Source organism: Phyllobacterium sp. 22552, from assembly GCF_052044585.1.
GTDB classification, from domain to species: Bacteria; Pseudomonadota; Alphaproteobacteria; order Rhizobiales; family Rhizobiaceae; genus Phyllobacterium; species Phyllobacterium ifriqiyense.
Map to the genome: position 1 here is coordinate 419,535 of NZ_JBQENG010000003.1, position 25,409 is coordinate 444,943.

29 protein-coding genes and 1 tRNA gene are annotated in these 25,409 nt (G+C 53.2%); 16 read left to right on the top strand and 14 right to left on the bottom strand.

The features are described 5' to 3' along the window. The first annotated feature begins 44 nt into the window (after positions 1 to 44). The gene (locus ACTJI9_RS09205) at positions 45 to 1,130 is read left to right on the top strand and encodes an NAD(P)H-dependent flavin oxidoreductase (RefSeq protein WP_440807444.1); all 1,086 of its coding nucleotides are present in this window, start codon (positions 45 to 47) and stop codon (positions 1,128 to 1,130) included. A 150-nt stretch (positions 1,131 to 1,280) separates the two neighbouring features. Beyond that, positions 1,281 to 2,504 (top strand): YbfB/YjiJ family MFS transporter, encoded by a 1,224-nt coding sequence (locus ACTJI9_RS09210; protein WP_440807446.1) that lies wholly within the window; start codon positions 1,281 to 1,283, stop codon positions 2,502 to 2,504. Between the two features lie 43 nt (positions 2,505 to 2,547). Here ACTJI9_RS09210 and ACTJI9_RS09215 read toward each other — a convergent pair whose 3' ends face one another. Continuing rightward, the gene (locus ACTJI9_RS09215; protein WP_440807448.1) at positions 2,548 to 4,707 is read right to left on the bottom strand and encodes a hypothetical protein; all 2,160 of its coding nucleotides are present in this window, start codon (positions 4,705 to 4,707) and stop codon (positions 2,548 to 2,550) included. A gap of 248 nt (positions 4,708 to 4,955) precedes the next feature. Here ACTJI9_RS09215 and ACTJI9_RS09220 point away from each other — a divergent pair, with 248 nt between their 5' ends. After that, positions 4,956 to 5,372 carry a hypothetical protein gene (locus ACTJI9_RS09220; protein WP_440807450.1) on the top strand — a complete coding sequence of 139 codons (417 nt, stop codon included), beginning with the start codon at positions 4,956 to 4,958 and terminating at the stop codon, positions 5,370 to 5,372. 459 nt (positions 5,373 to 5,831) lie between these two features. Here the strand turns inward: ACTJI9_RS09220 and ACTJI9_RS09225 are convergent, their stop codons facing one another. The 6 genes from ACTJI9_RS09225 to ACTJI9_RS09250 form a co-directional block, all read right to left on the bottom strand. Continuing rightward, positions 5,832 to 6,734, bottom strand: coding sequence for a nucleotidyltransferase domain-containing protein (locus ACTJI9_RS09225; protein WP_440807452.1), 903 nt, complete (start codon positions 6,732 to 6,734; stop codon positions 5,832 to 5,834). Between the two features lies 1 nt (position 6,735). After that, positions 6,736 to 7,668, bottom strand: coding sequence for a patatin-like phospholipase family protein (locus ACTJI9_RS09230; RefSeq protein ID WP_440807455.1), 933 nt, complete (start codon positions 7,666 to 7,668; stop codon positions 6,736 to 6,738). Positions 7,669 to 7,762: 94 nt separating this feature from the next. Further along, positions 7,763 to 9,160, bottom strand: a complete 1,398-nt coding sequence (locus ACTJI9_RS09235) for a helicase HerA-like domain-containing protein (protein ID WP_440807457.1) — start codon at positions 9,158 to 9,160, stop codon at positions 7,763 to 7,765. A 15-nt stretch (positions 9,161 to 9,175) separates the two neighbouring features. After that, a complete protein-coding gene (locus ACTJI9_RS09240; protein WP_440807460.1) occupies positions 9,176 to 9,481 on the bottom strand; it encodes a hypothetical protein in 306 nt (101 codons plus the stop codon). Positions 9,482 to 9,711: 230 nt separating this feature from the next. Next, a complete protein-coding gene (locus tag ACTJI9_RS09245; RefSeq protein ID WP_440807462.1) occupies positions 9,712 to 10,554 on the bottom strand; it encodes a hypothetical protein in 843 nt (280 codons plus the stop codon). A gap of 69 nt (positions 10,555 to 10,623) precedes the next feature. Beyond that, a complete protein-coding gene (locus tag ACTJI9_RS09250) occupies positions 10,624 to 10,812 on the bottom strand; it encodes a DNA-binding protein (protein ID WP_440807465.1) in 189 nt (62 codons plus the stop codon). Between the two features lie 118 nt (positions 10,813 to 10,930). Here ACTJI9_RS09250 and ACTJI9_RS09255 point away from each other — a divergent pair, with 118 nt between their 5' ends. The 4 genes from ACTJI9_RS09255 (at position 10,931) to ACTJI9_RS09270 (ending at position 13,924) form a co-directional block, all read left to right on the top strand. Beyond that, positions 10,931 to 11,320 (top strand): Arc family DNA-binding protein, encoded by a 390-nt coding sequence (locus tag ACTJI9_RS09255; RefSeq protein ID WP_440807468.1) that lies wholly within the window; start codon positions 10,931 to 10,933, stop codon positions 11,318 to 11,320. After that, positions 11,320 to 12,558: a tyrosine-type recombinase/integrase gene (locus ACTJI9_RS09260; RefSeq protein WP_440807470.1), complete on the top strand. Its 1,239-nt coding sequence runs from the start codon at positions 11,320 to 11,322 to the stop codon at positions 12,556 to 12,558. Before ACTJI9_RS09255 ends, ACTJI9_RS09260 begins: the two co-directional genes overlap by 1 nt. Before the next feature lie 45 nt (positions 12,559 to 12,603). Further along, a tRNA-OTHER gene (locus tag ACTJI9_RS09265) sits at positions 12,604 to 12,663 on the top strand. Between the two features lie 511 nt (positions 12,664 to 13,174). Continuing rightward, positions 13,175 to 13,924 (top strand): hypothetical protein, encoded by a 750-nt coding sequence (locus tag ACTJI9_RS09270; protein ID WP_307282769.1) that lies wholly within the window; start codon positions 13,175 to 13,177, stop codon positions 13,922 to 13,924. 63 nt (positions 13,925 to 13,987) lie between these two features. Here the strand turns inward: ACTJI9_RS09270 and chrA are convergent, their stop codons facing one another. The 4 genes from chrA to ACTJI9_RS09290 all read right to left on the bottom strand — a co-directional run bounded on the left by chrA (position 13,988) and on the right by ACTJI9_RS09290 (position 17,256). Beyond that, a complete protein-coding gene (chrA, locus tag ACTJI9_RS09275) occupies positions 13,988 to 15,202 on the bottom strand; it encodes a chromate efflux transporter (RefSeq protein ID WP_440807716.1) in 1,215 nt (404 codons plus the stop codon). A gap of 52 nt (positions 15,203 to 15,254) precedes the next feature. After that, entirely contained in the window at positions 15,255 to 15,554 is a 300-nt protein-coding gene (locus tag ACTJI9_RS09280; RefSeq protein ID WP_307282771.1) for a PadR family transcriptional regulator, read from the bottom strand. A 77-nt stretch (positions 15,555 to 15,631) separates the two neighbouring features. Beyond that, positions 15,632 to 16,894, bottom strand: a complete 1,263-nt coding sequence (arsK, locus tag ACTJI9_RS09285) for an arsenite efflux MFS transporter ArsK (RefSeq protein ID WP_440807474.1) — start codon at positions 16,892 to 16,894, stop codon at positions 15,632 to 15,634. A 32-nt stretch (positions 16,895 to 16,926) separates the two neighbouring features. Beyond that, positions 16,927 to 17,256 carry an ArsR/SmtB family transcription factor gene (locus tag ACTJI9_RS09290; protein WP_307282780.1) on the bottom strand — a complete coding sequence of 110 codons (330 nt, stop codon included), beginning with the start codon at positions 17,254 to 17,256 and terminating at the stop codon, positions 16,927 to 16,929. 40 nt (positions 17,257 to 17,296) lie between these two features. Here ACTJI9_RS09290 and ACTJI9_RS09295 point away from each other — a divergent pair, with 40 nt between their 5' ends. The 7 genes from ACTJI9_RS09295 (at position 17,297) to ACTJI9_RS09325 (ending at position 21,787) form a co-directional block, all read left to right on the top strand. After that, positions 17,297 to 17,827, top strand: a complete 531-nt coding sequence (locus tag ACTJI9_RS09295) for a DUF6428 family protein (protein WP_337353606.1) — start codon at positions 17,297 to 17,299, stop codon at positions 17,825 to 17,827. A 69-nt stretch (positions 17,828 to 17,896) separates the two neighbouring features. After that, positions 17,897 to 18,253 (top strand): ArsR/SmtB family transcription factor, encoded by a 357-nt coding sequence (locus ACTJI9_RS09300; RefSeq protein ID WP_440807718.1) that lies wholly within the window; start codon positions 17,897 to 17,899, stop codon positions 18,251 to 18,253. Further along, on the top strand, positions 18,246 to 18,737 hold the full coding sequence (gene arsN2, locus ACTJI9_RS09305; protein ID WP_440807479.1) for an arsenic resistance N-acetyltransferase ArsN2: 492 nt from the start codon (positions 18,246 to 18,248) through the stop codon (positions 18,735 to 18,737). The genes ACTJI9_RS09300 and arsN2 overlap by 8 nt, the downstream gene beginning before the upstream one ends. Positions 18,738 to 18,748: 11 nt before the next feature. Then, positions 18,749 to 19,810 (top strand): ACR3 family arsenite efflux transporter, encoded by a 1,062-nt coding sequence (gene arsB, locus ACTJI9_RS09310; protein WP_354342528.1) that lies wholly within the window; start codon positions 18,749 to 18,751, stop codon positions 19,808 to 19,810. Then, on the top strand, positions 19,807 to 20,229 hold the full coding sequence (arsC, locus tag ACTJI9_RS09315) for an arsenate reductase (glutaredoxin) (RefSeq protein WP_440807485.1): 423 nt from the start codon (positions 19,807 to 19,809) through the stop codon (positions 20,227 to 20,229). The genes arsB and arsC overlap by 4 nt, the downstream gene beginning before the upstream one ends. After that, positions 20,204 to 20,932, top strand: coding sequence for an arsenical resistance protein ArsH (gene arsH, locus ACTJI9_RS09320; RefSeq protein WP_115051280.1), 729 nt, complete (start codon positions 20,204 to 20,206; stop codon positions 20,930 to 20,932). The genes arsC and arsH overlap by 26 nt, the downstream gene beginning before the upstream one ends. A gap of 129 nt (positions 20,933 to 21,061) precedes the next feature. Further along, complete coding sequence (locus ACTJI9_RS09325) at positions 21,062 to 21,787, top strand: membrane-anchored protein (RefSeq protein ID WP_440807488.1); 726 nt, start codon at positions 21,062 to 21,064, stop codon at positions 21,785 to 21,787. On the opposite strand, the gene ACTJI9_RS09330 is transcribed toward ACTJI9_RS09325, so the two are convergent. The 3 genes from ACTJI9_RS09330 to ACTJI9_RS09340 form a co-directional block, all read right to left on the bottom strand. Further along, the gene (locus tag ACTJI9_RS09330; RefSeq protein ID WP_336440597.1) at positions 21,784 to 22,485 is read right to left on the bottom strand and encodes a polysaccharide deacetylase family protein; all 702 of its coding nucleotides are present in this window, start codon (positions 22,483 to 22,485) and stop codon (positions 21,784 to 21,786) included. The two genes, ACTJI9_RS09325 and ACTJI9_RS09330, sit on opposite strands and share 4 nt — an antisense overlap. Positions 22,486 to 22,487: 2 nt before the next feature. Beyond that, positions 22,488 to 23,243, bottom strand: a complete 756-nt coding sequence (locus ACTJI9_RS09335; RefSeq protein WP_440807492.1) for a glycosyltransferase family 25 protein — start codon at positions 23,241 to 23,243, stop codon at positions 22,488 to 22,490. Between the two features lie 141 nt (positions 23,244 to 23,384). Beyond that, complete coding sequence (locus tag ACTJI9_RS09340; RefSeq protein ID WP_336440595.1) at positions 23,385 to 23,528, bottom strand: DUF1127 domain-containing protein; 144 nt, start codon at positions 23,526 to 23,528, stop codon at positions 23,385 to 23,387. A gap of 182 nt (positions 23,529 to 23,710) precedes the next feature. On the opposite strand from ACTJI9_RS09340, the gene ACTJI9_RS09345 reads away from it, so the two are divergent. Both ACTJI9_RS09345 and ACTJI9_RS09350 read left to right on the top strand, forming a co-directional pair. Next, the gene (locus ACTJI9_RS09345; protein WP_440807495.1) at positions 23,711 to 25,009 is read left to right on the top strand and encodes an amidase; all 1,299 of its coding nucleotides are present in this window, start codon (positions 23,711 to 23,713) and stop codon (positions 25,007 to 25,009) included. An 85-nt stretch (positions 25,010 to 25,094) separates the two neighbouring features. Further along, entirely contained in the window at positions 25,095 to 25,406 is a 312-nt protein-coding gene (locus ACTJI9_RS09350) for a Dabb family protein (protein ID WP_115051274.1), read from the top strand. Positions 25,407 to 25,409: the final 3 nt, after the last annotated feature.

A 25,409-nucleotide genomic window follows, 5' to 3' on the forward strand; every position in this document is an offset into this window, starting at 1 on the left:
CAGGAATATCAAAATTTGCAGCAGCAAGTACGACGGAGTTCAACATGACTCATTGGCCGGATCGACGCATTCCAGACCTATTCGGAATAGAGCTTCCCATTATCCAGGCACCCTTGGCGGGTGCGACAACGGTTGACATGGTTGTCGCCACTGCCAAGGCAGGCGGTTTGGGGTCTCTTCCCAGTGCCCTCTTGGATGTCGATGAATTGCGTCAAGCACTGAATCATATCCGGACCTCGACGAATGCGCCGATAAACGTCAACTTCTTTTCGCACCGTTCTCCACCCGCCGACCTTGAGGCCCAGAAGCGTTGGGAGGCCATGCTTTCCCCCTACTATGCTGAGTACGGTCTCGATTCGGGAACGCCGATCACCGGAGTCGGTCGCGCGCCATTTGACGGGACATTCTGTGAAGTCGTGGAAGAATTCAGGCCGGAGGTGGTGAGCTTTCATTTTGGGCTGCCCGCGAACGAACTCGTCCAGCGGGTGAAGGCAACCGGTGCAAGGATAATAGCTTCGGCGACAACTGTCGCCGAAGCTATCTGGCTGGAAGCAAATGGCGTCGATGCTGTCATTGCGATGGGCTTTGAGGCGGGCGGTCACCGTGGAAACTTCCTGACGCATGATATGGCGACGCAAGTCGGTACGATGGCACTTGTTCCTCAGGTGGTGGACGCCGTTCGGGTCCCGGTCATCGCAGCGGGGGGTATCTCTGATGGGCGAGGAGTTGCGGCCGCCCTGATGCTCGGCGCTTCCGCCGTGCAGGTTGGAACGGCTTACCTGTTCTGCCCTGAAGCAAGGGTTCACCCCGTTCACGCCAAAGCGCTGGCAGCAGCCGGAGACGACAGTACCGCGATCACGAATCTGTTTACCGGTCGTCCAGCGAGAAGCGTTGTCAACCGACTGATGCGAGATTTGGGACCGATTTCCGACAGCGTACCCTCGTTCCCAACAGCGGGCGCCGCTCTCGCCCCGATCAGAGCAAGGGCAGAGGCGGCGTCGCGAAACGACTTCACGAACTTATGGTCAGGTCAGGCCGCAAGGCTCGCCCCAAGAACTGGTGCCGAGGAACTAACCCGAGAGCTCTATCGAAGGGCCCAAGAGATTATTGGCCGCTTCAATCCCACATGATTTGAGCCGTCGCAATTCTTTCAAAACGCGGTGGGCTGCCTTGCGGGGATCGCAGGTTCCCACAGACGCTCAAGTGCACCATCTCGAACTCACGCCATCCCGGCGCTCATACTTCAACGGCCACATTTTTTAGAAAATGAAGGATAGCAAATGTCGAAGCAAAGGCACAATCCGTATGCGGTAGTTCTCGCAGGATCCGCGTCACTCGCCATCGCTATGGGAGTTGGCCGATTCGCCTTTACCCCTATCCTTCCCATGATGCTTCATGACGGGGTGCTTGATTTCTCTCGTGCAGGAGGATTGGCCACCGCGAACTATGTCGGCTACCTTGTTGGCGCGTTGGCGGCAATGCTTGTGCCCAAAACGTGGGACCATACGTTCCTCATTCGGCTAGCGCTGGCATCTACAGTTTTGCTTACGGCCATGATGTGCACGCCCTATGCCCAAGCATGGTCGGCTCTTCGGTTTCTGGCGGGCGTGGCCTCGGCGGTTGGCTTCGTGTTTACTTCCGGCTGGTGCCTCGCCCAGCTCTCTGGAAGCGGGAACTCGTTCGCCAGTGCCATATTCACTGGACCCGGCGCTGGGATAGCGGTTTCGGGCTTGGCAGCCAGTGGGATGGCGGTTCTCGGCCTGTCCGCAGCCACGGCTTGGCTCGTCTTCGCCTTGATCTCCGCCGCAATCAGCGGGATTATTTGGCGTACCTTCGGGAAAAATTCATCGCCATCAGAAGCATATTCCGTTGGCGTGGCTACACGAGCCTCCGGGAAAGTACCGAAGTCGGAAATGCCGTTGTTTGCGATCGCCTACGGGCTAGCAGGCTTCGGATATATTATCACGGCGACCTACCTACCGGTAATTGCCAAAAATAGCATCCCGGGTTCAGCTCTTCTTACCGTCTTTTGGCCCTTATTTGGGTTGGCTGCGGTCGCAGGGTCGTTGCTGGCAGCACGCGTGAAGCACGCCGATGACGTTAGGCTCCATCTCGTGGGCGCCCATCTGGTGCAGGCTTTGGGCGTTGCGATATCTGTGATTTGGCGCGACCCTCTCGGTCTTGCCCTCAGCAGCGTATTGGTGGGTCTGCCATTCACTGCAATCAGCTACTTTGCTATGAACGAAGTCAGGAGAATTCGGTCCAGCCATCATGCACGCTACATGGGTTTGCTGACGGCCGTTTTCGCCATTGGCCAGATCATGGGCCCGCCAGCTGTTAGTGCGATTATGGGGCACGTTGTAAACATCGATACGGGTTTCAATCTGGCGCTCTCAGTCGCCAGCATCGCCCTCGTTATCGGTGCCGCTATATACGTCGCTATGATCCTCCTATTTCCAAGCATGAAAAGTCTCGGAAAGCTTGGTCGAACGCCCCGTACCTAAGACGACCGAAGTCGATACGTACGCTCGATGCGCGTTGTTACAGTTATGGCGACACCCCGTAATCCGCGAAGCTGCGGCGCATCTGCGAGTCGACCTTCTCCTGTGCTGTCGCCACGAGCGACCCAAGACTGCTGAGAACAGCTTTCAGCTCTTTTGCATCGGCCAATGCGGACTTGATACCGGAGCCATCAACATTGGGTTTGGCTGTCACGGAAAGGTTTTCAGCCATTTGCCGGCCAACATCAGCAGAACTCCTCAGGATCTCGTCCATGGCTTCTGGCGAGGCGCCGGCATCGGGCCTGCCGAGCTTTATGCCGAACGCATCTTTGACGTTCACATCCGGATCTGCAGCTTTGCCCAGCCAGAATTGCTTGCTACCGAAGAATCCGGCCATGCGCTGCATCTGCTCTTTGTTCTTTCGCTGCTGAGCAACCTGCTCCTCGAATGATTCCGGCGAATAGGTCAAAGCGCCAGCAGCAAGACCCGGCGCGGCCGCCAAGCTCAAGTTTCTTGCTTTCAGCATAAGGGCGGCGAACCAACCGGCCTTACCGCTATTCTTGCCTTCGAGCAATTCTCCTGCACCGCCCCCGCCTTGCATCGCAGCGGCTTGCTGCAGGGCAAGAGCGGCTGCATTCAAGTTTGTTCCGGCGGTGATCAAGCCGTAAATGGCCGAACCAATCTTATAGGTACCCAAACCTGCCGCCGCGATGCCGCCGACAGCAAGACCGGTTGCTATGCTCGGATCACCTTCCCGAACTTTGGCGGTGAAGGCATTCAGGCCATCGGCGAAGCTGTTGAGACCCTGACTGATGGTCGTCATGGGCATGATAGCTGAGGAGAGATTTGATATGCTGTCCTTAAAGCCTTGAAACGCAGCAAATGGATTGTCTGTCTGCACTTGGTTGGCGGCGTCCAGTCCGGTTGCATTTGGGAGACGTTCCTCCACCAACCTGCGATACTGAGCGAAGGACAGGATACCACTCATAATCAAGTCAGACGACAACCTGTTGTTGGTCAGCTCACCGACAACCCGGGCCAGTTCGACTTCGTTATCCTTGTTAAATCCCTTTTTTTCCAGTTGCGGCAGGAGTACGTCGTAAATCCATTTGATAGGATTTTCACCGAACGTTTCCTCGCCAAGAAGTTTTCCGTCCTCGCTGCGGATCCCGTACTCTTTCTGAGCCAGGAGAGACTTCTTCGATGCCCGACCAACAACGAACTGATCAAACCCTGCGCGCAATTTGGTACCTGCGTCTGATCCGCCTGTTTCCGCGATCAGCATTGGTAGCCATTTGAACAGAAACTCGGGAGACACAACCTTGCCAGCCGACCGCGAATATTTGATTGCCTGGGCAAAGGCATCCGGATCAATATCCTTGCCGATAACCTGCTGGGCCTTTATGTAGTTCTCGAGACCGAACCGGTACTCATCCGGAGAGACCTGCTCGATATTGTCCATTGCCTTGTTGAAAGATCGCAGGCCAGCGATAGCCTGTTCGGTACTTCCAAGAGCGTTGGACAGTACCAGAAACGCCTTTGCCATATCATCCGAGACCGCCAAGGCAGAATCGGTCGAAGGCATGGAAAGCGATGCTTCTTTCATCACCTCGTAAATTTGGGATTTGTTCAGCCGATATTTTTCCGAAAGGTCATTTGCGCGAGTATCAATCTTGCTCCGTTCACCACCTGAGAGGCCCGAGTATTTGGCTTCAGCTTGAACGCGCCGATCTTCGGATGCCGCTGCAAGAGCCATACTTGCCCCATGTCCAACCATATAAGCACCGCTGTAGCCTCCCATGGCGATGTAAGCGGGCTTCAGTGCCAGTTTCATTGCCAGTCCGATGCGACGGGCTTCTTTCTCGGTTGAGCGCATACTGGAGCGAACCTCTGCCAGATGCGACAGCGTAGCAACTTTCCATCCACCAACCTCTGATTTTTGAAGCGCTGTACCGAGATTGCGTGACCTGAGATCCTGCTGAAGCCGGTCCCATGAACGGCGCACCTGGTCAAATTCCTTAGCAGATGCACCCATCTTTTCCATTTGCCGCTGAAAGCCGACGCCCCATTGGGTGCCAGCGAGCCTGCGGGCACGATCCTCAATCATTTTCATCGAGCCGGTGACGTCGGTCGCAGCTCTCTTGGCTTTGCCGGACATTTGATCCTGCAGGCGCAGAATAAGTTGCCCCAGAAACGTTCGTGACATTGCATTTTCCTTTGCTAGCATCGTGAAAGTTAGGCTGTTTCAAGCCCGGGTTTCAGTTGCTTCCCAAGGCACATGGCTGAGTTGAAACGCCAATGTCGTCCTGACCGGGTGTATCCGCGCCCGCCGTTCTGCCTCTCTTCCAAAATTTCATTCATGATCTAAACCATTTGGTAATTTTTAGGGGTTTTCTCCTACTATTCGGTAAAATCCTAAATTATTCCCTGCCTCCAGCGCTTGAAGTGAGAAAAATGACGCCCGATCCACTCCCGAAAAAGCTCAACAAACGAAAAACCCACCACACTGACCGATTTCGCGGCAAGCAACTGCTCGTCGAGCGTTGGACAAATGCCAAGGCAGCCCACGTCGCCTATCTGACCGGCAAAGGGGTTCCCGCCACGGAAATTGCTCGAGTTTTGAATGACGGTGTTCGGGCTGAAACTATTCGGGCGATGTGGCGGCGTTGGCGTCTGCCAATGACTCCCACCGGTGGGAGGCATATTGCGACGGTACCTGTCTCGCTGGTCGCCCACGAACGCCATCTCTTAACCCAACGCGCCAAAAAACTTAGAATTCCGCCGGAGGAGTATCTTCGTCGGATTGCGATATGCGCTGTTTCAGATGATCTCTACGCAGCGGTGACGGATGGCCGGTTCGACGGTGAATGAGCAGGTTGAATGGACCCCGAAATATGTGAAAGCGGATGATGACTGCTTTCGAGGTTTTGGCGGTGTCGGCCCGCGCGCACACCAGGAATTGGCCGGCAGGTTATTGCGCAGAATAGCAGCTTGCTGGCACCAACTCTGACGGCCGCATGAAAGCCCGCATCCAGCGCTCGGCCCGCGACATTTCCAATATAGACAAGGTCTTGCTTGGGCGTAGCGGCAATGACGGCAAGGAGCATCCGGCATAAGTTGTTGGATACTTGAGTGGAAGTGATGGCATGCGTCGATGCCTGGTAGCATCGTTCATTTGGAAATCGCGGGGACTGTTGGCAAAGAGTGTCGGAAACGGGGATGGTCATACACGACATTCCACCAGCGTCGCGATAAAGCTGCCGAAGTAATAGCTTCTAGCTTGAACCAGGGACAGGTCGCGGTGTGGTAAGACATACATTAATTAAAAGATTATCCGCCGGATTTCCAAAAGTCCGCTAATGCTATCATGAATTCGTTGAAATGGCCGGGATTCCAACTCGTTGGTGTACCTTCGCGCAGTAACCACGCCTGCCTGTTCGCGCATACTAGGGCAGCTTCGTCTGCATTGATTAGCCAATTATAGCTCTCGATAAAGGTTTGCTCGTACGAACCACCGAAAAGCTCGTTCGGTACATTCCAAAGCATTCCTTCAAGATAATATGAGGGTGCGATACCCTCCTCCACCACATTATCGGCCCGCATTCTATTTCGCATATTCTTGAAAATACGGACCATTTCCTTGAAATATCCCGCTGTATCCTGGTTCTTCAACGCGCAATTATCATGGTGAAGCTTGGGATAGTTCACGACCTTGGTTTGATCGGGGAGGAAAAAACACACGCCCTCAACATAGCTATCTGCCTGATCCCCTGCACCCGTGAAGCGAGTGTAGCGGCGAAAATTTACGCATGGCAAAACGTCCACTTCACGTCGATTATTGCGACCTTTAATTCGAATTGCCTTTTGGCCTGGATCAAAATCAGCACCAAAGTTTTCCTCGAGCCAATCGGAAACCTCTTTTTTGAAATTTTCGTACCGATAATCTGCGGCTTGGTTCATTGCTTTAAAAAGCTGCTGAGAGTCTTTTTCCAGATTTTCTATATCGTAATAAAAAACTGACCCGCATTTCAGAACAACGTCCACATCACTTTCCGTGCCTAAAACATTGGTTCTATTTCCGTAAGATCCTTGCAAAAACGAGTCAGGCTTCCTTGTTGCATAAGGCGCGTCTTTATCCTCGATGACTTGCTTAATTGAAGAATATGTTTCAGCTGACTGAACCAGTGAGCCGATATTCGACCAAGTTGTCAGCTGCTCTTCAGTAATAGCCATATCATTCAGCCTGCAGTCCAAGCAGCTCCCTAATTTCTATTTCTTTTTTTGCGAAAGAGTCTTTCCCGCGCTGACGTAGGATATTTAGTTTACGAATGTCGTTTTCAAATAAGTCGGTGGCCATCTCTGGTTGCGAAAAACTATCGCTTATACGCACAGTTTTTACCTCTCGGAATAAAACAGTTCGCAACTGGTCCATTGACTGGGTGTTGATTTCAAGTGTTTTCTGGAGGAGCTTGACGCTAGGCAACCGACTAAGCCACCACATGACGTTTAAAGGGCGCCGAACAGGTGGATACTCACCGACGCCCACGCTCAAAATACGTATGCGATCTTTTGCTATCCCCAAAGCTTCCCGAGCGTCCGCAACCGCGTAAAGGGTCGGATTATTGGCGCAATAGCCTCCATCAATAAGCTCCAGCTCTCCATCATTTGTGCGTACTATTTTTCTTTTGAAAAAAGGGTATGCCGAACACGATGCTTCGACTGCCTCAGCTATTGAGCAACCAAAGCCTGGCTCAAACATTTCCTTGCCGCCAAATGCTTGGAAAGCGCTGGTCTTGAAGATCATCGGTCGTTCCGTGAGCCACTTAGTGGTCACGATCCCAACCTCGGTTTGAAAAGCATCAAACTTCTGCTTACCAAATACCGACGAGGCAAGTTCCATGAGTGCCGCTGATTTTTGGCAAGGCAATTTCTTCCCGACTATCTTAACAACATGTTCCTCATAAAGTTCCTTGATTGATTCAACGGAGTGCCCGAGACCAAGCAATGCACCAATGATAGAACCAGTGCTGGTACCATAAATGAGGTCGAAATGATGAGCTAGGCGACCACCGAGCATTCCTTCAAGTTGCCGCAACACTCCGAGAGTGTAGAAGCCCTTTGCGCCGCCACCGTCCAAGCTCAGAACTTTAAAAGTGCCGTCGGCCATATTGAAACCTCTGAGCACACTGTAACCACTTGTTATATATTTGTTTGGATTAAGTTGATCTTTCCACAGAGCGTTCGTGAATACTATGTATCGACTACAAGGCGCCTGTTATTTTCAGCCCTCCAAGAACCACCGCCCCCCACAACCCGACTTCCAGCAGGAGCTTCGCCAAACTTGGCCGTTCACCAAGTTCTTCGACGCCGAGATTAGGAATGTGTTTCAAATACACGCTATCCTCGGGAGGAAGAGCGTCAGCAGTAGCATCAAATTCAATTCCCCTCTGCGCCTTCATCCGATTGCCGAACGCGTGGCACGCCTCGTGAGGGAGCAGTCCCGCCTTGTACTTTTCAAACATCCTGGACCCCGCAATTGTGGTTTCACGCTCGAGATCCGAAACCGGACCGATCTGAGCTGAAGGCTTGGTTATGCGAACCTTTTCTACAGGCTGGGGGACACCATTGTCCTGAAGCATTGAAACGAGCGCTTCACCCACACCCATCGCCGTAATTTCTGCTTTGACATCCACTCCGGGATTAGGGCGGAATGAATTTGCCGATGCCTTCACATTTCGCTGATCGCTGGGAGTATAGGCGCGAAGAGCGTGCTGAATACGGTTGCCAAGCTGCGCCAGCACGGTGTCAGGCACGTCGGCGGGAGATTGGGTCACAAAGTACACGCCGACGCCCTTGGAGCGCACTAGGCGCACCAGTCGCTCGATGCTCTGCACGAGAGGGCGAGGAGCATCGCGGAATAGCAAGTGTGCCTCGTCAAAGAAGAATACCAGCTTGGGCTTGTCCAGATCGCCAGCTTCAGGAAGACGGCGGAATAGTTCTGTCAGCAACCAGAGCAGGAATGTGGCGTACAGCTTGGGCGCTTCCATCAATTGATCTGCATGAAGCAGATTGACGATTCCTCGCCCAGTGTCATCGGTTCGGATAAAATCAAGAATATCAAAGGGAGGCTCGCCGAACAAATTGGCGCCCCCTTGCGCCTCGAGCGCCAGCAAGTTGCGCTGGATCGCGGATATTGATGCTACTGTGATGTTGCCGTGCTCTTTGCAAACGTCTTCACGGTTATCGAGCATGTCCGACAGTGCCCAGCGCAAATCGTCAAGCGTGAGCAAAAAGCATTGTTCTTTCTCAGAAATGCGGAATGCAATCTCAATTGCGCCTTGCTGCGTCTCATTCAATCCGAGCATCCGCGAGATGAGCTGAGCGCCCATTTCCTGCACGCTTGTCCTGATCTGGAATCCCTTGCGACCATAGATGTCCCAAAACTCTGCAGGAAACGAGGTGGCAATCCCTGATAGATCGCCTTTCACATCAGCAGCGAAAACAGGGACGCCATTTCGGGAAAATTCTTCGGCCAATTGCTGGAGCGTGACCGTCTTGCCGGTACCGGTTGCGCCGGTGACGAGACCATGACGATTAGCAAATCGGAGAGGCAGACTGGCAGTTGCGCCATTTGAAGTAACACCTAAATCCAGTGCCATCGATCCCTCCAAAATTTACAGCATCGCACGCATGAACATCAGCATGCGCGGGTCTTCGCAACCAAGGAATTCCAGGCGGTCAATGAAATAGGCAGCTTTCGCCTGCACTTCAGCCATGTCTTGCGGGGAATAGCTCAGCAGGTTTTCGAGAGCACTCTCTTCTGCGTCACAGCCTGCTTCAACATCTTGATCTGCGTCACTCACGTTATCCACTCGAACGAGTGCGTGCTGATGTGCTTCGATCAACCCGAATAGAGTAGTTCTTGCAGGGGTGGGATTAAGAAAAGGAATTGGGACAGCGTCGTGACGGTTGTTCTGCATGTGGATAGCTCCCGTGCCGTGGTCACATGCTACGTGCTCCGTGTCGATAAGGAAGTGTGGCCTGGTGGCCGCGGTCGCAATAGGCGCATCGAGGCAGTCTGACGACACGATCCTATGCAATGTTTTATTCATCGAAATCTCCAGATTGACCTTGTTGAAATTTGCGGTGAGTTCGCCGCTGACTTCTAAGTATTCTCGTCCGCTCCCATCCCGCCGGAGTTTGTGGCGGTTTACATTTGTGGGTCCGGCCCTGACGGCCGGCCCGAACTCGGCGCCAGTCGTACTGTCGAAACTACGGCTCCAACGCTGGGGGTGGCCTTCAGGGCCATCCCCTGCCGAATGCTGCTGCCTTCGATCCGTTCTTGAGATGGGAGTCTTTCCCCAACCAAAAAATTATGAAGCGCTCTGCCAGAAAGATTTTGGAGTGAAGGATTTTTGACGGCGTTTACAGGACTGCCGGATCTGTGAGTGGAGGTAAATTTAACGTCAGACATTGAAATCGCGAGGTCGTCTTCTGCTTCCTCCTTGGAACCGAAGCGGCCGAGATCAAGTTCAATTCCGTTTAAGCGAAATCGAGCGCGCCACTTGCTCCGAGATACATCCCACCAGACGCGACTGGAGTATATAAATCCTGGAGAATTTTCAGCACAGTGTTTGCCATATATAGTCTTTCTTATAGGGAGAGGTCGGGGCGAAGCGGACTCTAAGTCCGGTTGCTCCCCGCTGTTCAGCGGGACCTTATGTCCGGTTGCTCCCGCTTTCCGAGCCGCCAAAATAGCGTCTCTGTTGAGATTAAAAACATCATTGAGGGTGAGATAAATATGGTCGCTGGCCCGACCAATTTTATGCCAGGCGCTGGGACGTGACCGCGACAGCATCCCGACGCTCTCAAGTAAGATGATTGACCTTCGAACAGTGCGTTCTTCAAGCGAGGTCCGTTTGGCTACCTTTGCCTGTGTGATTTGGCAGGCTCCTTCAGTGTCGGCTTCATCGGCCAAGACTTTTAAGATGTGGCGCAACGTTGCATCCTCGACCGCCTGCTTGTCGAGCCATTTGCGGGCCGCGCTGCTCATTTCAAAGCGCCCTCTCACGAAACCTGCTCAAGAGCACGCCGCAAACTGAACATATTTTGCAAACCAAAGTCATGCAGCATCTTCCATAAAGAAGCGTATCAGTTTGCCGCGCTCGGCAACCCACCGACTTCCAATTTGTTTTGCAGGAAGTTTGCCAGTGGAAAGCATGTAGTGCGTTTGTCGCACTGTTCTTCCTATTACCTTGGAGATCGCTTCCAGTCCCCAAACCAAGTCCAACTCATCTGTGTTAGTGTTCATAGGAAATCCTTGGAAATTAATGAAAGACGCGTATTAAGCGTGTGTCATGCGTGTGTCATGTAATGTGTGTCATGCGTGGGGCATAGCTGTCAATCAAAAAGTGTGTCATTGGTGAGGCATGGCTCGAGAAGATTTGCATTTTAGACTCCGGATTCCGGAGGAATTGAAGCACCAGGTGCAGGCAGCTGCTTCGCTGAGTCATCGAAGTATGACCGCAGAAATAGTCTCTCGGCTCGAGTCTACTTTCGACGACCCCAAGCTCCCTTTGATTCGCGCCTTGTCAGAGCTACAGGAAGAGCTTCTTTTGGATGAAGCTACCGACGTTGATTTGCCACCCATTGTTTACGAGCGGCTCAAACAAGAAGCTGACCGTCGAGGATTAACCGTCCAAAAGCTGATGAGGAGGCTGATAGCGGGAGCAATGTTCCATCTTGATGAGGATACGTCGGTTGGGAAGGAGCTCCGTAACCGAATAAAGAAGATGCTAGACGAGGACACTCCTTTCTAATGTCGATCCGCAAGCGCACATGGACCAATGCCAAGGGCGAGGTAAAAACCGCCTGGGTGGTAGATTACCTCGATACCAACAGTGTCCGTCGGCTGAAAACTTTCAAACTCAAAAAAGAAGCAGACCAATTTGCTGCGACGGCCAGCGTCGAAGTGAGGGAGGGGGTCCACGTTGCTGACAGTGCCAGCACAACCGTGGCAAAGGCTGGTGAGTTCTGGATCACATCTGCTGAGAAGGCAGGCCTTGAGAAATCGAGTGTCGATCAATACCGGCAGCACTTGAATCTCCATATCAAGCCATTGATCGGAGACACCAAACTTTCAGCGTTGAATATTCCAGCCGTCCGGGCATTCGAGGATGATTTGGCTCATAAGGGTCGATCCAGCGCCATGGTGAAGAAGGTGCTGGTAAGTTTAGGTTCTCTGCTTTCTGATGCTCAGGAACGCGGGCTGACCTCAAAAAACACTGTCCGCGATATGCGGGGCAAACGACGCAAGGGCAAAGACAGGCGGGCAGAGAGACGCCAGAAGGGCAAACTTCGGGTCGGTGTGGATATTCCCACTCGCGAAGAAGTCAAAGCCATTGTTGGTGTTTTGCAGGGCAAATGGCGCCCCTTGCTCCTCACGACGATATTTACTGGACTGCGTGCTTCCGAGCTGCGAGGTTTACGGTGGGTTAATGTTGACTTCGACAAGCGTGAGTTGCACGTCAGGGAGCGCGCGGATCGGTTCAATGAAATGGGTCAACCGAAGTCAGAAGCCGGAGAGCGTTCAGTTCCGCTTCCTCCCATAGTGATAAACGCGTTGCGGGAGTGGAAACTGGTTTGTCCGAAACTGGCGACGGGAAAATACAATTCAGAAGGCGAGCCGATCAAAGAACTCAACTATGTCTTTCCGAACGGAGCAGGAAATATCGAGTCCTTGGCCAACATCATTAACCGCGCATTGTTGCCGGTACAGGTATTGGCTGGAGTGTCGGTTGATACCGGGGAGAAGGATAAAGAAAGCAATCCAATCATGAGAGCCAAGTACACCGGTATGCACGCGCTGAGGCACTTCTATGCCTCGTGGTGCATTAATCGGCCAACAGATGGTGGCTTGGGTTTGCCCCCGAAAGTAGTGCAAGAACGGCTCGGTCATGCCTCGATAATGATGACTATGGACGTCTACGGACACCTTTTCCCGAGGGGTGATGATGCAGACGAATTGGCCGCTGCCGAGAACGCGCTTCTGGCGTAAGTGCGACATGAACGCGACATAAAAGGAAATATAGTAATAAAAACAATAGGCAATGTCGGATTGAAAATCCGCGTGTCCGTGGTTCGAATCCGCGTCTGGGCACCACTTCTCATTTTACCCATTTTTGTTGTTGATTATCTTTGCCCAGACTGGTCAGCAAACGCATACCACTGTGAAAAGCTGGACACTTTTGTTCCTTTTTTAGTTCGTTTGCGGCGGCTCGATCACGTGCCACTCAAAGTCCGTCAGATCATTGCGACTCCAGTGACCCACAATCAAACCAGTGGCGTGCGAATTGTGGTGAAGCTCCCATGGACAGATGATTGCAAATGTTTGTAAGCACAAGTTAAAAAATAGTATAGAATAGGCATAAAAGAATGGAGGGCCATTTCAACTTTGATAAAATTGTAACGAATGCTTGAGTAGTGTGTTGTTTGTTTTCGCATCCCGTTGGATGAGTTAGAGTTTTGTTTGAATTTTTAATAGTATTATGAATAGTAATTAGCTTAGTATTAGATTTACTTGTAATTTTGAAATAAATAATGAATACTATTCTCCAACCCAAGCTGCCATTGTATTTCACATTGGTTTGAAAATTGGGATAAGGGAGGACATAATGACTAGAATTATAACCAATGTTACCAAGTTACTCTCATATTCTGTCATCATAACAGCACTTACTGTTCCAGCATTTGCAGGCGGTATCTCCGTCGGTGGCTCGCGCAATGGCGGCCTCGGTGCGAGCGTTGGTGCAGATCTCGGCGGCATCAAGGCTGGAGTGGACGCTTCAATTGGCGGATCCAGAGGAACGACGGTCGGCGCTGGAGCAAATGTCGGCGGCACGAGCGGTATTTCGACCGGAGTGGGAGCTTCTGTCAATAACGGGGTCAATGCAGGTGCAGGCTTAAACGTTGGCGGGGCAAGCGGCGTAAATGCGGGCGCGGGTGCTTCGATCGGCGGATCCGGAGGAACGGCGGTCGGCGCGGGAGCGAATGTTGGCGGCACCAGTGGTGTTACGGCCGGAGTGGGCGCCAGTGTCACTGGCGGGGTCCGTGCAGGGGCGGGCTTAAGCGTTGGTGGGGCAGGTGGCATAAATGCTGGCGTTGGCGTCGGCATTGGTAACACCATCACTAATCCTGGCAGTGGCATAAATCCCGGCACCAGGACGACTGCTGGAGTGACTCCCAGGGGAACTTCTGTCAGTCCCGGTACGCGCCTGAATGCCCGTGTGGTATCCGCCCGGTTCGCCAGCTTGAGTGCAACCGAGCGCACGAAGTTGAAGGTGCGTTGCCGCGATATTTCCGCTAATGCAATGAACTATGACGGCGGGCTTGTCGCTCTTTGCAAGATGCTGCGCGGTATCTGATCCACGTCAAATTAATGTTAGGTGGCCCCAAATGGGGGCCACTTTTCTTGTAACGACTGAAGTCTACGCAGCGCCCATGATCGCGCCAGCAATGGCAAGAGCGACTACGACAATCCAAGGCGGCATCTTCCATATTGTCAGAAACAGGAATCCGGCTGTCACCAGCAGGAAGTCCGATGGCTTGAAAACTGCGCTCGTCCAAACAGGATTATAGAATGCAGCTGCAAGAATCCCCACCACAGCGGCATTGGCGCCTCTCATGGCTGCTTGCGCTAAGGGGAGGCGTCTGAGGTCGTCCCAAAACGGCAAGGTTCCATAGGCAAGAAGCAATCCCGGCAGAGACAATGCAATCACTGCAATAAGCGCGCCGGGCAGCCCGTTGGGCGGTGAATTCACGATTGCGCCAAGATAGGCACCAAACGTAAAAAGCGGCCCGGGAACTGCCTGTGCTGCCCCATAACCTGCAAGGAACGCCTCATGGCTCACCCAGCCGGGAGCCACGACCGCTGTTTCGAGCAGTGGCAAAACCACATGGCCGCCACCAAAGACGAGCGCGCCAGAACGGTAGAATGCGTCAAACAGCGAGATCGCTTGGCTGTGCAAGCTATCTGGCAATATCACAGGAAGAGCAAACAAAGCCGCAAACAGAATGAGGGCCAGGATGGCGCTGCGCCTGGTAACGGAAAAGCCGAGACGATGTGTGTCTTGAGTATCGGTATTGCGGCAAAAGAACAGACCGGCCAATGCGCCACCTGCAATCGCGCCTATCTGTCCGAGTGTGCTGCTAAGGAAAACTGCTGCAGCTATTGCGGCCAGCGCAATGGCGATTCTGGTTTTATCAGGTGTCAGAGTACGAGCCATGCCCCAGATTGCCTGTGCTACAACGGCGACGGCGACAAGTTTCAATCCATGGATAATGCCCTGACCGATTGGCCCCGCAAAATTTGCTGCTCCATAAGCAAATGCGATCAACAAAATCGCGGAAGGGAGCGTAAAAGCCGTCCAGGCTGCGATTCCTCCCAATACCCCGCCACCACGGAATGTTCCGATAGCGAAGCCAACCTGACTGGAAGCAGGGCCGGGCAGAAACTGACATAGGGCCACCAGGTCGGCAAAGGCTCCATCGGTCAACCATTTGCGGCGATTTACAAATTCCTCTCGAAAATAGCCAAGATGGGCAATGGGCCCGCCAAAGGAGGTAAGGCCGAGTTTCAGGAACACAATGAATACTTCGACAATCCGGTTCATGGCGGAAGCGATGGGGGTGGGTTCGACCATGGTCACTCAGCAGTTCCTTATTGCGGATGGAAGGGCGCTCTTTTCCAGAGCTCTAAGAAATCATTTCTCCAAAGAGTTCCTTTACTTTGAGACGGGCGATTTCCAATGCCTCGCGTCCCAAAGGGGTGGCACGGTAAAATTTACGGGCCGTACGTCCGTCGCGCCGATTTTCTGACACAAGATAGCCCTTCTTTTCCATGGCCTTGAGCATTGGATAAAGCGTGCCCGCACTCAGCCTATACCCATGATGGGCAAGCTCATCGATCATCCATTGGCCGTAAAGTTCCCCTTCGACTGCGTGATGCAAGACGTGGAGCCGGATGAGGCCGCTGAGTAAATCCTGATGTTCCATGTTTGCCCGGCTATAGTTATTCGGCTCACAATAGCGATTTTCGATATCGTCAATCTATAGGGAGAAGAAGCCGGTCGTCAATCGGGAATACTGGTCAACTCAGCCAAGTCAGACAGAGGTTTGCGGGCTGATTTCTTGGCAAAAACGCCATGGCCCTGCCTGCCGAGAGCGGCGAACGATATGACGGCCATTAATCCAAGTACCGCAAAGGCTATCAAGCCGGCTCGAACACCAAAATGTTGCATGATAAATGCGAATGCGAAAGGCGCCGCGGCAGTCGCAACCAAGCGAATTGCGGTGGCCTTTCCGACGCGTTGTCCGTAACCGTAGCTGCCGAAGAGAGCGAGCGGCAGCGTTCCCTGTACGATGCTGGCAAGCCCAGCTCCCAAACCAAAAATGATAGCAAATGCAAGGGACCCGGGAACCCATGAGCCGCTCAACAGCAGGATGAAAACGGACACAGGCACGAGCAGTGCTGAGATCAGCGCCAGACCCAATGGTGGGATATGATTGCCGCTGAACATGCTGAATAGTCGACTGGCAACTTGAGCGGGGCCAAACAATGTTCCGATCAGGACGCTTGTGCTTCCAATTCCCAATGAGGTCAACATCGGCAACATGTGGATAAGAATTGCTGCGTCAACGAAGCTTACAAGGGCGAGTCCCATGGACATCAGGATAAAGCCTGATCGTCTCCGGTCTTGAGCAAGGCTGCCCTCGACGGAGGGCGTTGTCGGTGCCTCACCAGACATATCTGCCCTCGATCTGGCGGGTAGACAGGACAGCCAGACATGTATTGGAAGGCAGAGAGTTATATGGAGCGCGGCAAAGACGATATAGACCTCTCGCCACGACAAAGACGCGTGGAGCGCTGAGGTCAAGGGCCAGAATATTGTCGAAGCGAAGCCTGCGATAAGCGTGAGATAAGTGATCGCCCGTGGTGCGGTGACAGGGTTGATCTGTACCAATACAGCAAAGGCGGCATTGTAGAGAACGAAGGTGGAGGCAAGCTCTATCGTTATCAATCCAGCAGTAAAGGTTATGGGGCTTGGGGCAATCGCGCAGGCGATCAATGCCGTCACTGCGCCAATGGTGCCCCAGCTCATGACTTTGCCTGCTCCGTGGCGATCTATCCAGCCGCCCGCCACTGGAGCGGCCAATCCACCTGCAAGAAGCGAAATTGAGAAAACGCCAAAAACCCATTCCGGTGGCCAGCCAAAATCTTCCGCCATAGCTTGGGCAAGTACACTGAAACTATAATACAGCGTGCCATAGCCGATAATTTGCGTTAGGCCGAGAACGGCAACGACGAGGTAGTCCCGATGGGAGGAAGCGGACATTCTGGACCTCTTGGATCAAACGGGTACGCGGCTCAGTCGGTGCAGGTATCAGCGCAATTTTTCTCGACTGGGTCGCACCGTCCTTGACAGCAATCTTTCATCAGGAATTCAATTAACCCGGAGAGCGCGGGATAGACGGCGCTGTAAATGATGGAACGCGCCTCGCGCCGTGACTGGATCAGGCCAGAGCGCTCCAGATGGCTCAAGTGAAACGAGATCTTGGACGATGATGCTCCCATAGCGTCGCCTACCGCTCCGGCAGGCATTCCCTCCGGGCCAGCCTTGACCAGCAGGCGCACAATCCTCAACCGGGTTTCTTGTGAGAGCGACGCAAAAGCGTCAAGGGCTTGCAATTCATTCATAATTACCTCAATATCTCAAAAGATGTTGAAATGAGGTTATATGATCATGAACTCCGTTACCAGCCCTATACTCATAGATTTTCATGGCGATGCTTCACTTCATGCATTGCTGTCAGCGCTCGAACCCTATCACGAACGCCCTCTTGTTATTGAATATGCAGGGAGGACCATCCAGCCCGGATATCATGTTACAGAGGTGAAGGCAGGTTCGTTTGTAACGCTGGACTGCGGTGGCAATCCCGATAGCTGGCATGAATCGGTCCTGCAGGTCGAAGACTTGCCGTCGGAACAGGGTAGAGACTTTATGACTGTGGAAAAATTCAGCAGCATCCTCAGCCTGGTAGGAAAGAAGGTTGAGCTTCGTGCCGATGCTCGCCTGACGTTCGAAGTAGGGCTGCCAGATATGCCCATGCAAATATTCGACGCGAGCACGTTGATTCTTGAGGCTGAACGGCTTGTGTTGAACCTGGTTGCTCGTCCGGCGATCTGCAAGCCGAGACATCGTGCGGCGCAAGTTGCTGCCACTAGCTGTTGTGGCTCGAGCAGTGCATCGTCCACATGCTGCAACTAGAGCAAGTTTGCTCTCGTTGAGCAGCAAAATCAATTGACTGCAAGCATTTATATCCGTATATCTCGATATATGGAAAAAGAAAACACAATCGATGCCTTCGCCGCCTTGGCCCAGACCACGCGGATGGATGCGTTCAAGCTTATCGTTATGCATGAGCCTGACGGCATTCCTGCGGGTGAAATTTCACGGATACTCAATGTGCCGCAAAACACCATGTCCACTCATCTTGGCATTCTTTCCCGGGCCGGCTTGATTTCCTCCGAACGGCAAAGTCGATCCATCATCTATCGTGCGGACTTCGAAAGCCTGCGCGGAGCGATCAATTATCTTCTGAAAGATTGCTGTGCCGGACATCCGGACATTTGCGCGCCACTGCTTGCGGATATCGTTCCCTGTTGCCCGCCCAAGGAGACCTTCAATGGCTGACCGTATCTCCAATGTCTCGATCCAGTGCACTGGAAACTCCGCCCGCTCCGTCATTGCCGAATCGATTCTGTCGTCCGATGAGGAATTGGCAAAAGCGCTGCAGGAAGCCTCGCTGCCGATTGACGATCTGTTGCAGTCCGGAGGCACATTCTTTCGCTTCACGGATGATAAGGGTGAGCCTGCCGGGTTTGGTGGAATCGAATTGCATGGCAAGAGTGCTCTGTTACGTTCAATAACAGTCCCGCAAGGCATGCAGAAGTCCGGTTACGGCACTGCCATTACTCGCTCGCTGTTGCGCTACGCCGAGATGGCGGGTGCAGAATCTGGATATTTGCTGACAATGGGAGCCGCGCCATTTTTCAACAAGCTCGGTTTCAAGACCATCGCCAAAAGCGAAGCGCCCCCCGAGATTCTGGCGACACCGCAAGCCTCTGGTCTTTGCCCTTCAACCGCTACCATGATGGTGCGCTCGGTCTCTCTTTAAGGAAAAGCAGAATGTCTATCTTCGAGCGCTACCTCACCGTGTGGGTTGCCCTGTGCATTGTCGTCGGCATTGCGCTTGGTCATTTCATTCCAGTCGTTTTCCAGGCCATAGGTTCGGCGGAATATGCCAAGGTCAATATTCCGATGGCAGTACTGATCTGGTTGATGATCATCCCCATGCTGCTGCGCATTGATTTTGCTTCGCTTGGCCATGTAGGACAGTTCTGGCGTGGTATCGGCGTCACGCTATTTATCAACTGGGCGGTCAAGCCGTTTTCCATGGCATTGCTCGGTTGGCTGTTCATCGGCTGGCTGTTTCGGCCATATTTGCCTGAAATGCAGATCGACTCGTATATTGCCGGTCTGATCATTCTGGCAGCGGCTCCATGCACAGCAATGGTATTCGTCTGGTCTAACCTTACAAAAGGCGAGCCGCATTTCACCCTGTCGCAGGTTGCCTTGAACGACGCGATCATGATCGTGGCTTTTGCTCCCATTGTCGGCCTCCTGCTCGGCCTTTCGGCAATTACCGTGCCTTGGGATACGCTTGTCCTGTCCGTGGTGCTTTATATTGTTATTCCGGTGATTATTGCGCAGGTTGCCCGCCGCCAGTTGCTGGGACGGGGCAATGCTGCGTTTGAACGCCTTCTTGGTATCTTGCAACCAATTTCGTTGGTCTCGCTTTTGGCAACCCTCATCATGCTCTTCGGCTTTCAAGGTGAGCAGATCATAGCCCAGCCGTTGATCATTGCCTTGCTGGCAGTGCCGATCCTCATTCAGGTCTATTTCAATTCGGGACTTGCCTATCTGCTCAATCGCATAAGCGGGGAACAGCATTGCGTTGCAGGGCCATCCGCGCTGATCGGCGCCAGCAATTTCTTCGAACTCGCCGTTGCAGCCGCCATTAGTTTGTTTGGCTTTAATTCCGGTGCGGCCCTTGCCACAGTTGTGGGAGTGTTGATCGAAGTGCCCGTCATGCTGTCTGTCGTGTGGATCGTAAATCGCAGCAAGGGCTGGTACGAAAGCGGTGCCGCCGTTCAAAATCTCAAGAAAATTGAAAGGACAGTCGGATGACCGTCACCATCTACCACAATCCATCCTGCGGCACGTCGCGCAATACGCTGGCACTCATTCGCAATGCGGGCATTGAACCTGTCGTGATTGAATATTTGAAGACAGCGCCGAGCCGCAAAGAACTCAAAGACATGATCAAGCGAGCCGGTTTGACGGTGCGTGAGGCTATTCGCGAGAAGGGAACGCCTTACGCCGAGCTTGGTCTTGACGATCCATCCCTGACGGATGAGCAATTATTAGACGCAATGGAAGCACATCCGATCCTGATCAACCGCCCTTTCGTTGTAACGGATCTCGGCGTGCGTTTGGCGCGGCCATCTGAACGGGTGCTGGATATTTTACCTGCTGCACAACAAGGCCCCTTCACCAAGGAAGACGGTGAAGTCGTTATAGATGCGGAAGGAAATCGCCTTGTCTGATCTGCCGAACACAAATCCGGAGGCTCTGCGTCTCCCAGAGTCCGCAAAGCTCAGTGCTCCGATGTCGACGCATCGTCCACGCATTCTTCTGCTGTATGGCTCATTGCGCAAAGTCGCCTATAGTCGTCTCCTGACGCAGGAAGCAGCCCGGTTGCTTGAGCATTTTGGTGCCGAAACGCGGATCTATGATCCTTCCGGTCTGCCACTGCCGGACGACGCACCGGTCGATCATCCAAAAGTTCAGGAATTGCGGGAATTATCACTCTGGTCCGAAGGCCAGGTCTGGACCAGTCCAGAACGCCACGGCGCAATGACAGGCGTCATGAAATCGCAGATTGATTGGATACCGCTCGCAATGGGAGCAATCCGTCCGACGCAGGGCCGCACGCTTGCCCTCATGCAGGTCTCGGGCGGCTCACAGTCTTTCAACGCGGTCAATCAGATGCGGGTGCTTGGACGCTGGATGCGAATGATCACTATCCCCAATCAGTCCTCTGTGGCGAAGGCCTATCAGGAGTTTGATGAAAACGGTCGCATGAAACCCTCCGCCTACTATGATCGGGTGGTGGATGTGATGGAGGAGCTGGTCAAATTCACACTGCTGACTCGCGATGTTTCCGGTTATTTGACAGATCGCTATAGCGAGCGAAAAGAGAGCATCGCGATGCTGGAAAAGCGTGTGAAACTGAACGAAGCGGTTTAACAACACTTTGGGGCTTCCATGAGATGGCGCGTGTAGCGGCCGTCCTGTTCAAACTTATGCAGACTGAGGATGGGCAGAACCCTGCAAATAGCCTATGTACCATTCGGTCTCTTGCATCGGGTTTGAAAATTGAAAGCTTATAAATCACTCATTCGCCGGGTCGGTTATTATGCGCTTCGCCCGCAACCGCCTCACTATCCTTCGCCCTTTCGCAATCCTGTTTTGATTGTGGGATCTGCGCCTGTTTCAAATCTGCCGGAAGGTTATCAATCCAATTACCACCTTCTTACGATCAACGGGTCGCAATCGGTGTCGACCGGTTGGGGGCTGGCCGATCCCGATGTGACTTTCCTTCAATACAGGCAGGTCTATGGCACCAATGACAATGCCGTGGCGGTACGCAAGGCATTGAAAGACCAGTCGACAGGGCATCTTTATGTGATGCGCTGGACCCAGAGCAGGAAAGAGCTTGAAGACGGGCTGGCTGCGTTCAATTACAGCTATCGCCACCTGCATATCGTGAACAGGCTGCAACGCATGGCATTGTTCAAGCGCATTATGGGCTATCTGAACACTGAAGACGATCTTGAAACAAGATTCTCAAATGGTGTGACTGCCGTGCTTTACGCGCTGGCCAGTGGGGCTCGCGCCGTTATCATCACCGGCATCAATCCTGCGTCCCAAGGGCACATTTACAACAATCTCAATCTGGGTCGTCAGCATAGCCAGACTGATCATGATGTGCTGGTTGCACTTCTTCGGGCTGGCCATCCTGTTTACACCGCTGATCCGGACGTTGCGCAATCAACGGGATTGCCGCTCTGGAAAGCGGATAACTGGACTCTGGGTTCTTAGCGCAGCAGGCACTTTGCGACGAAGTGTAACCAGGTATCATCGCGGCGGATTGTCAGCCTTGGCAGGTTCATCAGATCGTCATTGCCGGTCGAGCGGCGCCGTTCTGTGCCTGCTGCCACTATATAGCCTGCCTGCCTTACGAGCTCGCGCACCCTGTCATTGTGGTCGCCATAGGGATAGGCAAAAGTCTCGACCCTGTCGCCGACGATCTCCTGCAGCTTTTCCTTACAAAGGGAGAGCTGCTCGAAAGCCTGCGTCTCGGGAATCTGACTGAGATGCACATGATCCATTGTATGCGCACCAACTTCGTGACCGGAAGAAAGCCATTGTTTTATCTGGCTGATATCCATGCAGGTTGCTGGTAAAACACCGAGCGGACGATCCCATTCATTAGAGCCGCCAATCTGGTTGCTGACGAAAAAATTGGTCGCGGTGAAACCGAATTCCTGCAGGATCGGCATGGCATTTTGATAAACATTGGTAAAGCCATCATCGAAGGTGATAGCGGCCACTTTTCCGGTTTTCTGACCGGAAATGTAAGGCAAGCTTTCGCGCAGCGAGAGCCCTTGATAACCCAATCGCTTGAGCCAGCCCATCTGCCGCCGAAAGGATTCCGGGCTTACAATCATGCTTCTAAAGGGCGTCTTGCGAAACGGTGGCGTGGCGATCTGATGATATAGGAGAATTGGTACAGGCACGGTCAGCTCTCCTTGCCGCGAGAATAGGCGTTGACCCGCATTCGGTAAATCGGCCGTAATATTTCGCGCCTTAATTTTTCCAGCAAAGGTTTCTTCTGTTGAATTGTGCTGCCGCCAAGTTGCGAAGAAACTTCCCTGACGCCGCCAGGAACGACTGCGAGCGGCGACAGTCCTGTTATCCAGTTCATCTGCAACATCGTATCAACCGGACGGTCAAAGGTTTCGGTGACAGCCAGTAATCGTTTGGCCGCTTCGTAGCCGATGAGTTGGGTTACCATTCCCAGCCCGACCGGTTTGGCGCGCAGAATGCGGGCGTTGTCAGCGGCAAAAACCTCCGGCCCCTGTTCGCGATGAGGCCGGAATGGAAAGCGGATAAAATCCGTCGGGCCTGCAAATCGGGCAGCTGCGGAATATGCCGCGGCAAATTCGGGCGTCAGGGCAACATCATCCTCAAGCACCAGCCCCGCTGTGAGATTTTGGTCGACGATCGCTTGCCATGCTTTCCGGTGCGACAGGAAACAGGCGACTTCCCTGATATTGAGATCAAAGGGATAGCGCGGAGCATGCAGTCCGGCTTTGTAGACACGGCGGACATCTTCATCGGTCAGTTTTCTGGCATCGACAGCGTCGACGACATCGGTCGAAACAGGGAGCGTTTGGCTAAGCAAATCTACCTGTTGCTGTCTGTCTGTAGACCGTGCCAGATGTATGATGAATGCTTTGATCACTGTAGAATGCTCACCCCGGGCTCCGATCATCGGATATTGTCCCACGAGCTTCTTAGTACCGGTTTGATGTGCGCCGTGCAATGCGATGCATCGGATGTCGTGCCACCAAACACTCAACAAAAAGCGCCGGAGCAAAGCCCACGGCGCCCTTTTAAAACTTTACGGGTTTGATTAGTTGCACGCCATCCAGGCAACCTGGCGGATGTCGGCGCGGGAAATACCAAGATCAGCAAGATTGCGATCGCTGCACAGGCGCAGCTCATGGAGATTCTGGCGATATTGACGATATTTCTGAATGCGATTGCGAAGGCTCATGGCTCTTACCCCTTTTATTGTTGCCCTCCCTGTTGCGTAGATTGCTTCAAATAATATCGATTTAAAACTGTGAATGTTGCAACGCACCCTTGCACTCGGTGCATGGCAAGTTACCGGACTTTAACCCGCAAGGTCTTCGCGCTATAGAAAGCGTGACGCAACATTTCCAGCGGGATATTTTCTTGCCAAATCCAAATCCGTCGGCCTCCCAAAGGCTTGAACATATTCTTGCGCGCTTGATGGAGCGTGAGGCAGACGAGCGGGTTTTTACCCGCCTCTATGCCGGTTCAGCGCGCCAGGAGGCGCAGGCCTCGGACAGTCGCTTCCGCAAGAACGAAACGCTTGGGCCGCTCGATGGGCGAATAGTCTCCATCAAGGATCTGTTCGACGTTGCCGGGGAGGCGACCTTGGCTGGCTCGGTGATACGGAAAACGGCTGCGGCAGCGGCCAATGATGCGCTCATCGTGCAGCGATTGCGCGCAGCGGGTGCGGTCATCATCGGCAAAACACTCATGACCGAGTTTGCATTCACCGCAGTAGGCTTGAATCCGCACTATCCGACAGCAGGCAATGCCATGGATTCTTCGCGCGTGGCTGGCGGCTCATCTATCGGAGCTGGAATTTCGATAGCGGAAGGCACGAGCGAAATTTCAATCGGCTCGGACACGGGCGGTTCGATACGAATTCCAGCGGCTTTGAATGGCGTGACCGGTTTTAAACCAACCGCCAGGCGCGTTCCTCTGCAAGGCGCGTTTCCCCTTTCGCCCAGTCTGGATTCCATTGGGCCTTTGGCGCGAAACGTAGCAGACTGCGCATCTACCGACACGGTCTTGGCGGGTGAGCGTCCGCAGCCCCTCGATCAGTTCTCATTGTCCGGCCTGCATATTGGCGTGCCGCGCGGTATATTATTCAGCAATATCGGATCGGAAATTGAAAAGGCATTCGATTTAAGTCTTCAAGCCTGCGAAAAAGCCGGTGCGACGATTGTCGACTGTTCAATAGATGACCTGATTGAGGCCATGGCGCGAGCAACCTTGGCCGGATCGATTGCAGGTATCGAAGCAAGCAGGATTCACGCGGGATGGTTGCGAGATGAAAGCCTGGACGTAGACCAGCGTGTGCAGCGTCCGCTCTTGCGTAGGTTGGAGACGTCCGAATCCGATTACATCGACCTCATGTTGAAACGTCAGTCTTTGATGCATGAAATGGATCAGCGATTGAGAGTCTATAATTTTTTGGCCTTGCCGACTGTGCCAATTATGGCTCCTTCGATCGAGGCGGTCAGCGATGAAAATTTCTACCGGGAAACAGAATCGCTGCTGCTGCGCAATACGCAGGTGGCCAACCAGTTTGATCTGACCGCGATCAGCCTGCCGATGCCGGATATGGCACTGCCAGCGGGGCTAATGCTCATGGCGCAGCACGGCACCGACCGCAGGTTGCTTGCTATGGCAATGGCCGTAGAGCGCATTTTCACCTGACGTTTTGTTGAGGGAGTGAAATATTGCTCGCAATTTTCAGCAATCCCGTCAGGATGCGCATCCAATATTCAGAAGGAAGGTTTTCATGATCCGTCACTGTGTTTTTATCCGTTTTCGTGACGGGGTTCCCACGTCGGATAGACAGGCTTGTTATGATGATCTCGCCATACTCTGCGCGAAACTGCCGGGCGCCCTGACCTTCCGGTCCGGTGTCAATGTCAGCCCGGAGGTGGGCATGGATAAAGGATTTACCGAAGGCTTTCTGATTGATTTCGCTGACGCCGCAGCGCGGGATGCCTATCTCATTCATCCGGAACATCAAGCCATTGGCGGGCGCATCGTCTCTTCAGCCATTGGCGGTCCGGACGGCGTCTTTGTGTTCGATCTGGAAGTTTGACAC